We start from the raw sequence: 15,226 nt of genomic DNA, 5'->3' as shown, positions 1-15,226 counted from the left end.
CGGCGCCGAGGGTCTATCCTCGCCGTGGCGACGTCGGCCCGATCCCACCAGGTGGGTCGGCGGCGCGGACCCCGATCGAGCGGAGACAGAGGCGTGACCATCGCGTACCCCAGCACCCCACCCGTCGTCGCGGCGCCCTCAGGTTCGGCGCGGCCCCGGCTGACCTTCCTGGGCACCGGATACCTCGGCGCGACCTACGCGATCTGCTTCGCGGAGCTTGGCTACGAGGTGATCGGCTTCGACATCGACGAGGCCAAGATCGCGAAGCTGGCCGGCGGCGACGTGCCGTTCCACGAGCCCGGCCTCGACGAGCTGCTCCGCAAGAATCTCTCGGCCGGTCGGCTGCGGTTCTCCACGTCCTACGAGGAGGTCGCCGAGTTCGGCGACATCCACTTCATCTGCGTGGGCACCCCGCAGCGCGCCGACGGTATGGCCGCCGACCTCTCGCACGTCGAGAGCGCCGTGTCGAACCTGGCTCCGCACCTGACCCGCAAGGCGCTGATTGTCGGCAAGTCGACCGTACCGGTGGGCACGGCCGAGTGGATCGAGCAGCTGGTGGCCCGGCACACCACCTCCGACCTCGGGGTCGAGGTCGCCTGGAGCCCCGAGTTCCTGCAGGAGGGCGTCGCCGTCGAGGACGTGCTGCGCCCCAACCGCGTCATCTTTGGCATCAAGTCGGAGTGGGCGACCGGCATGCTGTACGCGGCCCACAAGGGCGTGTTCGACCTGGCCGTCACCGAGGACCGCGAGGTCCCGGTCGTCGTCACCGACTTCGCCACCGCCGAGCTGGTCAAGGTCGCGGCCAACGCCTTCCTGGCCACCAAGATCTCCTTCATCAACGCGATGGCCGAGGTCTGCGAGGCGGCCGGCGCCGACGTCACCCAGCTGGCCCGCTCGATCGGCTACGACGCCCGCATCGGCAACAAGTTCCTGCGCGCCGGCGTCGGCTTCGGCGGCGGCTGCCTGCCCAAGGACATCCGCGCGTTCCAGGCCCGGGCCCAGGAGCTCGGCGTCGGCGAGGCGCTGCGGTTCCTGCACGAGGTCGACCTGATCAACCAGCGCCGCCGGCAGAAGATCGTCCAGCTCTCGGCCGAGCTGCTCGGCCGCGGCTACGGCCCGGCCGGGCCGGACCTGGCCGGCACCAAGATCACGGTGCTGGGCGCGACCTTCAAGCCCAACTCCGACGACGTGCGCGACTCGCCGGCCCTCTCGGTCGTGCGCAAGCTCGCCCGCTCCGGCGCCGAGGTCACGGTCTACGACCCGGAGGGCATGGAGCAGGCGCGGGCCGAGGTCGCCGACGTGACGTACGCCAAGACGCTCAACGACGCCGTCACCGGCTCCGACCTCGTGTGCGTGCTCACGGAGTGGGAGGAGTTCCGCAACACGGACCCCAACTCCCTCTCCGCACTTGTCTCAGCCAAGAAGGTCATTGACGGACGGAACTGCCTCGACCAGGCCGTCTGGGTCGCTGCCGGCTGGGAGTACCGCGGCATGGGGCGCCCCGTCGTTTCGTAGAGAACCTCCCGAACGGGCGCATCGCTTTCGTCGCCCGGCGAAACAAGGCATTCTTCCCAGTAGGGCGTGAACGGCCGGGACTCCGCGACACGGAGCCCCGGCCGCGAACTCCGGGGGAGGAGTGGCGTGGAGACGTACCCGTGCCCGGCGTGTGGCGGGCCGGCCAGCGAGGCCACCGGCTGCCGATCGTGCGGCCGGCCGCATGATCCGGATGCGGCGGCGCTCGCCCTGTTCCAGCGCACGGTCGCGGCGCTGGAGCAGAAGAAGCGGGACCTCACCGAGAACACCCAGATGCTGCGCAAGCAGCTCGCGCACACCTCCGCGCAGCGCGACAGCCTGCGCCGCAAGGTCCGCGCCGCCCTCGAGGCCGAGCGCGCGGCCCAGGCCGCCAAGGCCAAGCGCCCGCTGCTGGGCCGCCAGCGCGAGGCCGCCCCGCCGGCCGTGACCGAGTCGGTCGCGCCGACCAGCCCGCAGCCGATCACCACCACGACGACCGCCGAGCCGGTCGGGGCCACGGCCGGCGCGACCACCACCGCCCTCCCGGCCGTCGCACCGGGGCAGCAGCGCTTCTCCCCGCGCGCGCCGCACCCGGTCGAGAGCGGCCACGTGCCCGCCGCCGGGCGCCCGCGCATCGCCCCGCTGGACGGACCCCCGCCCGGCCGCCCCCGCCCGGGCGAGCGGAGCCTCCCGCCCGGCGATCAGCCCGAGGCCACCGAGAGCAGCATGCAGGCGTCGGTCCTGGCGCTGGGCGGCCTGCTGCTGGCCGGCGCCGCGATCGTGCTCACCCTCGACGCGTTCGGCAGCATCGGCACCGTCGGGCGCGTGCTGTCGCTGGCCGCCATCACCGCGATCGCCCTGGCCCTGCCGGTCGTGCTGGTCAAGCGCGGCCTGAGCGCGACCGCCGAGACGGTGGCCTCGGTCGCCCTGCTGCTCGTGCTCCTCGACGGCTACGTGGTGCGCTCGGAGAAGCTGCTGGGCGCCGACCGGCCCCAGTTCCTCACCTATCTGGGCCTCGTCTGCCTGCTCACGGCCGGGGTCGCCGCCGTGTACAGCCTGCAGAGCCACCTCATCGCCTCCCGCTACGCCACCCTGGTGGCCCTGCAGCCCGTCCTGCCGCTGTTGTTCTACGACGCCATCCACGGCCCGACCGGCTGGGCGATCGCGCTGTGCGGGGTGGCGCTCATCGACCTGGGCTTCGCGGTCGCGCTGAAGCAGTCGATCCAGCGCCGCATCGACGCCCATCACGAGGACGCCGCGGCCGAGGACGAGCTCGCCCACACGGGCCGGACCAACCGCATCGCCGACGGGCTGATGCGCGACCTGGCCTGGATCCTCTTCGCCGTGGCCACCGGGGTCGCGCTGCTGGCGGCCGCGGTCGGGCTGCTCGTCACCGACGCGCGGATGCCGACCCTGCAGGCCGCGACGGCCATGCTGATCGCCGCCGCGCTCGGCGTCGGCGGGGCGCTGACCTGGCGCCGCGGGGTGCTGCCGGACATCGCCGCGGGCGTGGCCACCGGCGCCGTCATCGTCGCCATCGCGCGCGTGGGCACGGTGTGGCTGCCCGGCTCGACGCCGCTGTTCCTGGCGCTCGCGGTGACCGTTGCCGCCGCGGGTGTACCGTTCCTGCCCGCCGACGCCCGCCGCGGCCCCCGCTACGCCGTTTCCGTCTCGGCCGCCGCCGCCACGCTGCTGGTGCTCGTGCGGGCGTTCCCGGGCATCGCGGCTCCGCTGCGGGCCGCGTGGCCGGTGTGGGAGGCGGACCTCAGCCAGTACGAGAGCAGAATCCACGCCGCGGTCGGGCCGGACGGCTGGCAGTTCGTGATCGCGATCGTGCTGCTGACCGGGGCCTGCATCCTGATGCTCAGCGGGCGCACCGACCCGGTGACGGTCAAGCTGCGCGACGGCTTCGGGCCCACGGTCGCGCCGGACGAGCTGCGGGTCGACATCGCCGTGGTCGGCGCCGCCCTCACCCTGCTCGTCGCGCCGGCCGCACTCGGGCTGAGCTGGCTCGCCATCCCGGCCCTGGCGGTCAGCGCGGCCGTCGTCGCCGGCGCCCTGGCCCTGCGCGTCCGCGCGGCGCACACCGCGTGGGTCTGCCTCGGCGCCGCGCTCGTGCTGGGCCTCTACGCCGCCGCGGCCGCCCTGGTCCGCCCGGGCGCGACCGCGCTCACCCTGACCGCGATCGCCGTCGCCGGGGCGGCCATCGCCTGGCTGCCGCGCCCGCACCACACCGACGGCGACCGGCTCGCCGTCACCCAGCGGGTCGCCGACGCCGCGGCCGGCGGCGCACTGTTCGCCCTGCCCGGCGCGGCCGCGTCGGCCGCCGCGATCGTCTTCGGCGACCTGCCCGGCGGCGCCACCGTGGTGCTCGTGCTGAGCTTCCTGGCCCTCGCGGTCAGCCTCGGCGTGGCCGCGCTGACCCAGGTCGCACGCAACGGCGAGCCCAGCGTGCCGCTGCTGGCCGGGGCCACCGCCGCCGCGGTCGCGGTCGGCCTGGCCACCGTGCTCGCACCCGGCGCCGAAACCATCGACTTCGTCATCGGCCTGCTCATGGTGCTCGCCGCGGTGACCCTCTGGGCGGCGCCGCGGATGGACGACCGGCAGACCTTCGGCATCGAGTTCAGCGGCTCGGACGCGGCCGCCGCGGCGGTCACCATCGCCGCCATCGGCGCGGTCGCCCGGGCCGTCTCCCTGGCCGCCTCCGGCATCGAGGTGGTCACCCTCGCCCTGCTGGTGTTCCTCGTCGCGGTGGCGGCCCGCTCGTCGCTGCCGGAGGAGTGGCGCCGCGGCCCGGTCGCGGGCGCCGCCCTGGTCGGCTTCGGCACCGGCCTCTACGCGGGCGCCCTGTCGGTGATCGGCGCCATCGGGGTGATCCAGGCGGCCAACCCGATGTGGCACGCGCCGCTCGACGCCCACTGGGCCGAGACCGCGCACGGGCTGGCCCAGTTCGGCTGGCAGATCCCGATCGCCCTGCTCCTGCTGGCCGGGGCGGCGGCGATCGCGCTGCCGCAGCCGTACGGCGACGACACCGCCTCCGCCGCGCTCGTCCTGGCCACCCTGGGCGCGCCGGTCGGGCTGGGCCTGGGCTGGCAGGCCCCGATGATCATCGGCTGGGCCGCGGCCACCGCCGTCGCCGCCTGGGCCTCCTTCGCCCGCAGCTGGCGCGGCGTCTACACGCGTCTCGGGGCGGCCCTGGTGGCCGGGCTCTACGCGGCCGGAGCGAGCCTCGTGCGCCCGGGCGCGACCGCGGGCACCCTGGCCGCGCTCGGCGTCAGCGGCGCCCTCATCGCCGCGCTGGCCCGCACGGTCGTGCTGCGGCGGGCGGCCGAGGGCGACCGGCGCGCCGACGACGAGGACCCGGACGACGTCGACGGCGGCCCGCTGACCGTCGTGGGCGGGGCCGGGATCGCGGGCGCCCTGTTCGCGTTCACCGGCGCGGCCGCGGCCATGGTCGGCAGCCTGTATCCGGACCGGACCAGCACCATCCTCATCGCGGCGCTCGCCACCGCCGCCGTCGGGCTCGCCGCCGCCGCGGCCGGGGCCCAGCAGGCGCCCGGCTACATGCCCTACGTCAGCACGGGTGTCGCGATCTCGGGCACCACGATCGCGGTGATCGCGCTCATCGTCGACCGGCAGGGCGCCGTGGTCTACGCCGCGGCCGCCGCGTTGCTCGGGGTGCTCGCGGAACTGCTGCGGGCCAACTGGTACCGCCCCCGCGAACCCGAGTTCGGCCGGTTCCGGCCGGACCGGGCGAGCCGGCCGCCGACCCGCTGGGACGTCTCCCGCGACCAGAACCGCATTCCGCGCAACTTCGCGATGGGTGTCGCCGCCGCGGCCGGAGTGCCGGCCGCCATCGTCGTGGTGTTCCTCGCGCCGGCGCTGCTGGCCGCGCTGGCCGGGCCGTACCGGTGGATCCAGCACCCCTGGACCGGAACGCCGGAGACCGCGGCGGATCTGGGGTCGTTCGCGCAGTACGCCGGGAACAACACCCACGTGCTGGGGGCCTTCCTGCTCACCATCGCGGCCGCGTTGATGGCCGTGGGCCTGGGCGGCGACGCGGAGGCGATGGCCAACCGGGCGGTCGCGATCGTGGTCCCCGGCGTCGCCCTGACCATGCTCATCGCCCCGGCCGCGCTCGACGCGCCGTGGCCGGTGCAGCCGACGCTGGCCCTGCTGGTGGCCACCATCGCCGGGCTCGGCCTGGCCCTCACCCTGCCGCCGACGTCCGACAGCCCGGACGCCCGGCTCATGGTAGGCGCGCGCCGGCTCGTGTTCGTCATCGCCGTGCTGGCCGCGGGCGCGGGTGGCGCGGGCAGCCTCGCCACCAAGAGCCAGACCCTGACCTGGCTGGCCGGGTCGGTCGTGGTCGGCGCGATCGGCGGGATCTGGGGCAAGACCGCCACCGCGCGGATGCTCGGCTGGCACGTGGCCGCCTCGACCGCCGAGGGCTTCGCGATCGCCGCCGGGCTGGCGGCCGGGCTGGGCCTCAAGCAGTGCGCGTTCCCGCTGCTCATCGTCGCGACCGCGCTGCTGGTGCTCGGGGCCGCGCTGCCTCGCCTGCGGCCGAGCGACAGCATCAACCGGGAGGCGCTGACGGTCGAGGCGGCGGGGTACGCCGGGGCCGGCATCGCGGTCCTGCTCACCCTGGGCTCACCCGCGCACACCGCGGCCGCGCTGACCGCCGTCGGGGCGATCCTCGGCCTGTCGGCGGCGCGCAAGGGCCGCAGCCCGCGCCAGCGCACGTTCCTCATCATCGCCGCGTCGATCGCCGAGCTGCTCGCGATCTGGCTGCTGCTGATCACCGTGCGGGTGGCCGTGCCCGAGGCGTACACCCTGCCGTTCGCGGCGCTCGCCCTGATCACCGGCCTGATCGAGATCCGCAACCGGCCCGAGCTGGGCAGCTGGCTGGCGTACGGCCCGGCGCTGGTGGCGGGCTTCGGCCCCAGCTTGGCGATCGCGGTGGCCCAGCCCGACTCACCCGAGCTGCGCCAGGTGCTGCTGATCCTGGCCGGCGTCATCTGCGTGGCCATCGGCGCGGCCCGCCAGCAGAAGGCTCCGGTCGCGGTGGGCGCCGCGGTGACCGTGATCGCCACGGTCAACGAGCTGTTCCGGATCGGCCTGCCGTTCTGGATGATGCTGCTGCTGTTCACCGGCACCGGCGTGCTGCTGATCAGCCTCGGCGCCACCTACGAGCAGCGCCAGCGGCTGGACCGGCTGCGCGGGGTGTACCGCGGGATGCGCTAGGGCCGGGTCTCGGCGCCGGCGTCGGTCTCGGCGTCGGCGTCGGCCTCGAGCTGCTCGATGACCCAGCGGGCCCAGTCGCGCTGGAGGGCGTAGTACCGGCGGCCGAACTCGGCGGCGAAGCGCGAGTAGCCGACCGCGTGGCCCGCCGCGGCCGCCTCGTCCATCTGCTTGACGGCGTCGTCGAGCTCGGTCACCTCGGCGTCGCTCTCGCCGGCCATCTGCTCGGCGAGCACCCGGACGTCGGGCAGGTCCAGCGAGGACAACAGGAACAGGCGCAGCACGAACTCGTTGCGCGGCGGGGTCTCGCCCAGCGGGCTGAACATCCACCGGCGCAGCTCCTCGCGGCCGGGCCCGGTCACCCCGTAGACCTTGCTGCCGCGCGAGCCCTCGTCCACGACCTCGATCAGGCCGTCGGTGAGCATTCGCTTGAGTTCGGGGTAGATCTGGCTGTGCCCGGCGTTCCAGGCGTGCGACGACAGCGTCCTCTCGAACCGTTTGGCGAGGTCGTAGCCGTTCTGTGGGGTGTCGGCGAGCAGCCCCAGCAGGGCGTGGCGAAGGGACATGGGAAAAGCCTAACCTGTCGAACTCGACATGTCGAACTCAACATGACGGCATTGACATGTCTGATCTGACATGTCACGGTTGGAATATGGATGACGCGATGCACAAGACCAAGACCCCGGGGTTCCTGGCCATCCTGAAGTCGCTCTTGTGGGACGTCGGGCTGTCGCTCGCCGCCTACTTCGTCGCCCACTGGCTCGGCGCCAGTGACTACGTGGCCCTGCTGTGCGGCTCGATCGCCGCGCTGGCCCGGGTCCTGTGGGTCGCCTTCCGGGCCCGCAAGTTCGACGTCTTCGCCGCCGTCATGCTCGGCGTGTTCATGGCCGGCCTGGTCCTGTCGTTCGTGACCGGCTCGCCGAAGTTCCTGCTGGTCAAGGAGTCCTTCGGGACGGGCCTGGCCGGCCTCGCCTTCGTCGTGTCGTGCTTCGTCGGCCGCCCGCTGATCTACCACGCGGCACTGCGGATGCAGGAGGGCAGCCCGGCCCGGGCCGCGGAGTTCGAGCAGAAGTGGCGGGACCTTCCCGGGTTCCGCCGCAGCTTCCGCGTCATGTCCGCGGCCTGGGGCGGGGGCCTGCTGTTCGACGCGATCGTGCGCATCCCGCTGGTGCTGAGCCTGCCCACGTCGGCCGCGGTCACCGCCTCGACGGCGCTGTTCGTGACCACGATGGTGCTGCTGGCACTGTGGAACGTCCGCTACGTCAAGCGCGCTCAGGCGCGGGCAGCGGCGCTGCAGCAGGTGTGACCGGCTCGGCTTCCGGCTCGTCGGCCGGCTCGTTTTTCGGTTTGTCCTCCGGCTCGTCTTCCGGTTTGTTCTCCGGCTCGGCGGCCGGGCGGCGGCCGGCGAGGAACAGGATCGGGATGAGCGTCAGGGCGGCGGCGCCGGCGGCCCACCAGAACGTGGTGCCGAAGGCGTCGCCGAGTGCGGCGAGGGAGTCGGCGCCGGCCGCGTTGCGCTGGAGGCCCACGGCCAGGATGGCCACCCCGAACGAGCCGCCGACCTGTTGGAGCACGCGCACGGCGGTGGTCGCATGCGGTACCGCCGCGCGATCCAGACCTGCGTAGACGCCGGACTGGGCGCCGACGATCACGCAGCCGAACCCGGCGCCGCCGAGGCCGATGAGTGCGGCGATGGTCCACTGGGTGGTGCCGGCCGAGAGCTGGGTGAGTGCCAGGGTGACGCCGAGCAGGAGAAGGGCGCCGGCCAGCGCGACCGGGCGCGCGCCGAAGCGGTCGCTGAACCGGCCCGCGACCGTGAGGGCCAGGGCCGAGCCGACGCCGTGCGGGGCCATGAGCAGGCCGGCGTGGAGCGGGCCGAAGCCGTGGACCTGCTGGTAGTACAACGGAATCAGAAGAATCGTGCCGAGCAGCGCGACCATGCCGAGGAACATCAGCACCGCCGATGCCGTGAAGGTGCGGCTGCGGAACAGGCGCAGGTCGAACACCGGCGCGGGCACCCGCAGGGCGTGGGCGACGAACCAGCCCAGCAGTGCGACGCCCGCGCCGACGGACAGCAGGGTGACGGCGCCGAAGCCACCGTCGGTGCTCGCCCGCGACAGGCCCCACACGATGCCGACGATGGCGGGGGAGAGCAGCGCGAGGCCGAGCACGTCGAGGCGGGTCGGGCGCTCGATCCGCTCGGCCGGCAGCACGCGGGCCGCCGCCCAGGCCGCGACCGCGCAGATCGGCAGGTTGATCAGGAAGATCCAGCGCCAGCCGGCGCCGTCGACCAGCACGCCGCCGAGGACCGGGCCCAGCACCGGGCCGAGCAGCATCGGCACGCCGATCATGGCCATTGTCTTGCCGAAGTTCCGGCCGGCCGCGCGGCGGGCCAGGATCGTCTGGAAGAGCGGCATGAGCATCCCGCCGCCGATGCCCTGCACCACCCGCATCGCGATCAGGCTGCCGGCCGACCAGGCCACCCCGCACAGCAGCGAGCCCAGCGTGAACACCCCGAGCGAGGTGAGCCACGCGGTACGCGCACCGAACCGGTCGATCGCCCACCCGGCCACCGGGATCACCGCGGACATGGCCAGCAGGTACGCCGCGCTGACCCACTGCACCGTGCCCAGCCCGGCGTCGAAGTCGCGCCGCAGGCTCTCCAGGGCGATGTTGACCATCGTCGAGTCCATCTGGACCAGGAACACGCCCAGCAGGATCGCGCCCACGAGCGCGAGCAGCTCCCGGGGGATTTTCTCCGCCATCTCCAACTCCTTCGTACGGTGTAGCGAGATGCGATACAGTGTATCAGTGCGCGATACAATGTATCGGTAGTTCGTACATCGATACAATGGCCGCGTGACGGAGAACCGGGGACCGGTCTGGACCCGCCCGCCCGCCGCCAAGCCGGAGCGGCTCACCCAGGAGGCGGTCGTGGCCTGCGCGGTCGACCTGGCCGACCGGGAGGGGCTGGAGGCGGTCACCGTGCGCCGGGTGGCGGCCGAGCTGTCGGCCCGGCCGATGAGCCTGTACTCGTTCTTCAAGCGCAAGGACGACCTGGTCGACCTGATGCTCGACCAGGTGCTGGCCGAGATGCTGCTGGCCGAGGTGCCGGCCGGGGACTGGCGCGCGGCGATCAAGGCCGTGGTGCACCGCCAGCTCGAGGTGGGCCGGCGGCACCTGTGGATCATGGGGGCGTTCGGTGCGCGGGCCCCGATCGGCCCGAACGCGGCCCGGCACGCCGAGCAGTCCCTGGCCGCGCTGGCCGGGCTCGGGCTGCCACCGCAGCGGCAGGTGCGGCTGCTGCGGGCGATCGACACGTACCTGTGGGGCTTCGCCGCACTCAGCGGGCAGGAGCTCGCCTCGCGTCAGCGCGACCAGCTCACCGAGCAGGAGTGGCGGGAGTCGACCGACGCGTACTTCACCGGCCTCGTCGCCGGCGGCGACCTGCCCCACCTGGCCGAGGCGGGGCGGCACGGGCTGCTGCGGGGCGAGGTCGAGGAGTGGATCGCCGACTTCGACGAGGGCCTGGACTGGCTGCTGAACGGCTTCGCGGCCACCCTGGATGGATAACTGCGCTTCGCGGCGGCCGGCGCTGGAGCGATAGCCGCGTTTCGTGGCGGCGCCTGTGAGTTCTGTGGACTGACCGTTCAGGGGATCAACTCCAGCGGCTCCGTGCCGATAGCAGGGCCATGTCGAGCACGAGTGAGCGCTGGTTCGGCGCCGGGCACAGCACCGCCGCCGACTCCGCCAAGGCCGGCGGGGAAGCGGCGGCGGCGGCGATCGCCGGGCGTACGGCCGCCGTGGTCTTCGTCTTCACCTCCGGCGGGCACGACCCGGCCGCCGTCCTCGCCGCCGTGCGCGCGGAGGCGGGCGACGCGGTGGTCGTCGGCGGCACCGGCTTCGGCGAGCTCAGCCCGGCCGGCGCGACCAGGCACGGCGTCGCCGTCGCGGCGCTGGGCGGGGACGGCTTCACCGCGCGGGTGCGCACGGCCGACATCGGCGAGCTCGGCGCGCGGGAGGCGGGCGCGGAGGCGGCCCGGGCGGCGGCCGAGATCGACGCCCCGCACACCGCGCTGCTGCTGATCTGCGACGGCACCGCGCTCGGCCCGCACGAGATCGTGCGTGGGGCCTATTCGGTGGTCGGCGCGGCGGTACCCCTGGTCGGCGGGCTCACCGCGGACCCCGTGCAGCTCTGTGGCGACCGCGTGCTGCACAACAGCGTCATCGGCGTCGCGCTCGGCTCGCCGCGCCCGGTCGGCATCGGCCTGGCGCACGGCTGGCGGCGGGTCGAGCCGCCGATGATCGTGACCAGGTCCGAGGGCGAGCGCCTCTGCGAGCTCGACGGGGAGCCCGCCCTCGACGCGCTGGTGCGCCGCCGGGGCAGCGACGGCACGGCCGAGCGGCTGTTCACCGACAGCGGCTTCCTGCAGCCGGTCGGCCTGGCCCGGCGCAGCGGGCTCGACATCCGCTCGCTGAAGGCGGGTCCGGACGGCGACACCGCCGTGTACGGCACCTCCGACATCCCCCAGGGCTCGCTCGTCTGGTCGATGGACGCCACCCAGGCCGACATCGTGGCCGGGGCCGGCGCCGCAATCGACGAGGCGGTCGCGGCCCTCGGCGGGCACCCCCCGCTCGGCGTGCTCGCGTTCGACTGCGGCGGCCGCAAGATCGCCCTGGGCGCGGACGGCATCGGCGACGAGGTGGCGGCCATGCGCGCCGCGCTCGGCGACGTGCCCTTCGCCGGTTTCTACACCCTCGGCGAGATCGCCCGGGTGCGCGGCGCCGCCGGGATGCACCAGCTGACCCTGGTCGCCCTGGCGCTGGCCTGAGGAGCGACGCCGTGCCCACCTGGTCGACGCAACAGCTGACCGAGTACTTCATCGCCGTCAACGCCGCCCCCACCGAGGACGCCGCCGTCGCGCTCGCGGTCGAGCGGGCCGCCGAGATCGTCGAGGCCGAGGTCGGCGTAGTCGTGCTCGCCGGGCGCCCGCACGGCGCGTGGGGCCTCGGCCGCGGCGCGCCCGCGCCCGCGCTGCTGACCCTGCCCGCCGCCGGCGCCGTGGTCGACCTGCCGGGGCTCGGCGACGTGCACGCCGTGCCCAGCCAGCTCGGCTCCGGGCTGGCCGGCGCGCTGGTCGTGGGCCGTCTCGACGAGCCGTTCGGCCCCGAGGAGCGCCAGACGCTGCAGGGCATGGCCCAGATGCTCGGGGCGGCCATGCGCGGCGCCCGCGCCCTCGCGGCCGAGCAGACGCTCCGTGCCGAGCGCGAGCGGGAAGCGCGGCTGGTCGAGACCCTGCTGGCGATCCAGCGCGGCATCTCCGCGCGGAGGCCGTTGCAGGAGACCCTCGACGCGATCACCGGCGGCGCCGCCGAGCTGCTCGGGGCCCAGGTGCGGCTGGTACTCGCCGGCGACGACACCAGCTGCCCGGCCGCCGACGCGGCGATGCGCAGCGAGGAGCTCTACGTCGACGAGGACGCCGAGGGGCTGACGGTCATCGCGGTGCCCGTGCTCGCGGCCGGGGAGACGGCGGGGGCGCTGGTCGCGCGGGTGAGCGGCGCCGAGGGGTACCACGCCGACCAGGTCGAGGCGTTCGCGCAGCAGGCGGGGCTGGCGCTGACGGATGCCCGTACCGTCGAAGAGGTTCACGAGGCGCACCACGATCACGTCACCGGACTGCCCAACCGCGCGCTGTTCCTGAAGGCCTTCCACGACCGCGACCGCGCGGGCGTGCTGTTCATCGACCTCGACCGGTTCAAGGCGGTCAACGACAGCCTCGGCCACGACGCCGGCGACAAGCTGCTGGCCGCCGTGGCCGGGCGCATCCGCGGCTGCGTGCGGGTCGGCGACACGGTGGCCCGCCTCGGCGGCGACGAGTTCGCGGTGCTGCTCGGCGACGCCGCGCGGGACTCGGCGGTGGCGACCGGCGAGCGGATCATCGCCGCGGTGCGCGAGCCGTTCCGGATCGAGGGCCGCAGCGTGTACATCGGGGCCAGCATCGGCGTCGCGCTCCCCGCCACCGCCGGCGCGGTCCCCGACGAGCTGCTCAGCTGTGCGGACCTGGCGATGTACCGGGCCAAGAAGGACGGCCCCGGCCGCGTCGTCGTCTACGAGCCGGCCATGCACGCGGCCGCGCTGCACTACCTGTCGCTGCGGGCCGACCTGCAGCGGGCGCTCGCGGGCGGGGAGTTCGCGCTGCAGTACCAGCCGCTGGTCCGTCTCGACAACGGCACGGTCGTCGGCGTCGAGGCGTTGCTGCGCTGGAACTCCCCCGAACGCGGCGTCGTCGCGCCGGGCGAGTTCCTGCCGATCGCCGAAGAGGCCGGGCTGATCGGCGACATCGGCCAGTGGGTGCTGGCCAGCGCGGCGCGCCAGGTCGCGGCCTGGCGGCGGCGCCGGCCCGGGCTGACGCTCAACGTCAACATCTCCGGGCTCGAGCTGCTCCGGCCCGGCTTCGTCGAGGACGTGACCCGCACCCTGGCCGCGGCCGCGCTGCCCACGAGCGCGGTCACGCTGGAGCTCACCGAGTCGGTGCTCATGAGCGACCCCAAGCCGGCCGTGCTGGCGCTCAACCGGCTGCGGGCGCGCGGGGTCCAGCTGTCGATCGACGACTTCGGCACCGGGTACTCGTCCCTGGCGTACCTGCGCGACCTGCCCGTCGACGAGCTGAAGGTGGACCGCGCGTTCATCGCCCGGACCCAGCTGACCGGCCGGGACATGGCACTCGTCTCGACCATCATGGAACTGGGGCACATTCTCGGCCTTCGCGTGGTGGCCGAGGGCATCGAGAACCAGGCGCAGCTGGATGCGGTACAACGGCTGGGTTGTGCGCTTGGACAGGGCTTTCACCTGCACCGGCCGATGGATCCGGCCGCGATCCCCCCGTTGCTGGACGCGCCCCCGCTCTACCGCGCCGCATGACAAAGGGGCCGGGCTTTGTTCAAGCCCGGCCCCTTGTCGCTGTCGCTGTCGCTGTCGCTGTCGCTGCCGCTGCCGCGTGGGACCCGGTGCGGTTTTGAGGGGGTGTGGGTGGAGCTTGCTCCCCCACTGTTGTTCAGGACATAACGCGGTAACCAACGGTGCCAAGGCACCCTTACAGCGCTACCACCCTTACAGCGGCTACCGCCCCTCGAGGGACTTCACGTTGTCGCCGAAGGTCCAGCCCTTTGAGCCGTCCCAGTTGATCGACCAGTCCATCAGGCCCTTGATGCCGGAGACGCTGTTGTACGCCTGCGACACCAGCGAGGGCGCCATGTACCCGCCGCCGGCGCCCGACTGGGCGGGGAGGCCGGGGACCTGCTTGTCGTACGGGATGCGGATCGTGGTGCCCTGGATCGTCAGCCCGTTGTTCAGGCACTGCGTCTGCACCGTGAAGCCCTGAACCGTGCCGGCCGAGTACGAGTCGCCGGAGCAGCCGTACATCGAGCCGTTGTAGTACTGCATGTTCAGCCACCACAGGCGGCCGTTGTCCAGGTACTTCTTGATGATCGGCAGGTACGAGCCCCAGATCGAGCCGTACGTCACGCTGCCGCCGGTCACGTAGGCCGTCTCCGGCGCCATGGTGAGGCCGAAGTTCGACGGCATCTGGGCCAGCACGCCGTCGATGATGCGAATGAGGTTGGCCTGCGACGTCGACAGCGTGTTGATGTTGCCGCTGCCGGTGAGCCCGGTCTCGATGTCGATGTCGATACCGTCGAAGTTGTTGGCCTTCAGGATCGGCACGATGCTCGACACGAACCGGTCGGCGACGGCCGAGGAGCTCAGGTCGATGCCGGCCGCGGCGCCGCCGATGGACATCAGCAGCGTCAGGCCGTTGTTCTTGGCCGCGCACATCTCGGCCGGGGTCGGGACCTTCACGCCCGCGTCCATGCCGTTCTCCCACAGCACCGTGCCGTCGGAGCGGATGACCGGGAAGGCCAGGTTGACCACGTTGTACCCGTGCTGGGCGATCCGGCTGTCCGTGATCGGGATCCAGCCGAGGCCGGGGTGCACGCCGTTGGAGGCGCCGTCCCAGTTCTCCCAGTACCCCTGCAGGACCTTGCCACCCGGCCGCGACTTGACCGCGCAGCTACCCGTCCCGCCGGTCGGCGTGGGCGAGGTCGTCGGCGACTTGGTCGGGGTCGGGGACTTGGTCGGCGTCGGCGAGGTGGTCCGCGTCGGCGTCGGCGACGGCGAGTTGGTGCGCGTCGGCGAGGTGGTCGGGTTGGTGCCCGAGCAGGCCCCGAGGTCCTTCCACAGCGACGGCGTCGCGGCCGGGTTCCAGCCGGCGCCCACATAGGCGGTGTGGGTCACCAGCGCCTGATAGGTGTGGCCGTTGTACGTCACCTGCTGACCGGCCGTGTACGTGTTGCCCTCGGCCCAGTTCGGAGCCGAACACGCGGCGGCGGCGGCGTTCGTGGCGGCCTGGGCCCCGAGCACTGGTGCGAGCGCGAGAGCGGCCACGAGGGCCGCGGCTGCCCCGGTCACCAG

At 73.6% G+C, this 15,226-nt stretch carries 9 protein-coding genes; 6 read left to right on the top strand and 3 right to left on the bottom strand.

Annotation, left to right across the window (positions count from 1 at the left end; all coding sequences use genetic code 11):
- Positions 1-93: 93 nt before the first annotated feature.
- A complete protein-coding gene (locus ACQP00_RS48490; RefSeq protein ID WP_433210642.1) occupies positions 94-1,515 on the top strand; it encodes a UDP-glucose dehydrogenase family protein in 1,422 nt (473 codons plus the stop codon).
- A 126-nt stretch (positions 1,516-1,641) separates the two neighbouring features.
- On the top strand, positions 1,642-6,759 hold the full coding sequence (locus tag ACQP00_RS48485; protein ID WP_433210640.1) for an SCO7613 C-terminal domain-containing membrane protein: 5,118 nt from the start codon (positions 1,642-1,644) through the stop codon (positions 6,757-6,759).
- Here the strand turns inward: ACQP00_RS48485 and ACQP00_RS48480 are convergent.
- Positions 6,756-7,322 carry a PadR family transcriptional regulator gene (locus tag ACQP00_RS48480; protein WP_433210638.1) on the bottom strand — a complete coding sequence of 189 codons (567 nt, stop codon included), beginning with the start codon at positions 7,320-7,322 and terminating at the stop codon, positions 6,756-6,758. The genes ACQP00_RS48485 and ACQP00_RS48480 overlap by 4 nt on opposite strands.
- Positions 7,323-7,408: 86 nt before the next feature.
- Here ACQP00_RS48480 and ACQP00_RS48475 point away from each other — a divergent pair, with 86 nt between their 5' ends.
- Positions 7,409-8,062, top strand: a complete 654-nt coding sequence (locus ACQP00_RS48475; RefSeq protein ID WP_433210636.1) for a VC0807 family protein — start codon at positions 7,409-7,411, stop codon at positions 8,060-8,062.
- On the opposite strand, the gene ACQP00_RS48470 is transcribed toward ACQP00_RS48475, so the two are convergent.
- Positions 8,019-9,521 (bottom strand): DHA2 family efflux MFS transporter permease subunit, encoded by a 1,503-nt coding sequence (locus ACQP00_RS48470; protein WP_433210634.1) that lies wholly within the window; start codon positions 9,519-9,521, stop codon positions 8,019-8,021. The genes ACQP00_RS48475 and ACQP00_RS48470 overlap by 44 nt on opposite strands.
- A gap of 94 nt (positions 9,522-9,615) precedes the next feature.
- Here ACQP00_RS48470 and ACQP00_RS48465 point away from each other — a divergent pair, with 94 nt between their 5' ends.
- The 3 genes from ACQP00_RS48465 to ACQP00_RS48455 all read left to right on the top strand — a co-directional run bounded on the left by ACQP00_RS48465 (position 9,616) and on the right by ACQP00_RS48455 (position 13,678).
- Positions 9,616-10,329 (top strand): TetR/AcrR family transcriptional regulator, encoded by a 714-nt coding sequence (locus tag ACQP00_RS48465; RefSeq protein WP_433210632.1) that lies wholly within the window; start codon positions 9,616-9,618, stop codon positions 10,327-10,329.
- Between the two features lie 119 nt (positions 10,330-10,448).
- Positions 10,449-11,588: an FIST signal transduction protein gene (locus ACQP00_RS48460; protein ID WP_433210630.1), complete on the top strand. Its 1,140-nt coding sequence runs from the start codon at positions 10,449-10,451 to the stop codon at positions 11,586-11,588.
- Between the two features lie 11 nt (positions 11,589-11,599).
- A complete protein-coding gene (locus tag ACQP00_RS48455) occupies positions 11,600-13,678 on the top strand; it encodes a putative bifunctional diguanylate cyclase/phosphodiesterase (RefSeq protein WP_433210628.1) in 2,079 nt (692 codons plus the stop codon).
- 198 nt (positions 13,679-13,876) lie between these two features.
- Here ACQP00_RS48455 and ACQP00_RS48450 read toward each other — a convergent pair whose 3' ends face one another.
- Positions 13,877-15,199, bottom strand: coding sequence for a carbohydrate-binding protein (locus tag ACQP00_RS48450; RefSeq protein ID WP_433224287.1), 1,323 nt, complete (start codon positions 15,197-15,199; stop codon positions 13,877-13,879).
- Positions 15,200-15,226 lie beyond the last annotated feature (27 nt).

It is taken from the genome of Dactylosporangium sp. CS-047395, assembly GCF_050942185.1.
Lineage (GTDB): Bacteria > Actinomycetota > Actinomycetes > Mycobacteriales > Micromonosporaceae > Dactylosporangium.
Note: the sequence above shows the minus strand (reverse complement) of the source record. Positions and strands in the feature narration are given on the sequence as shown.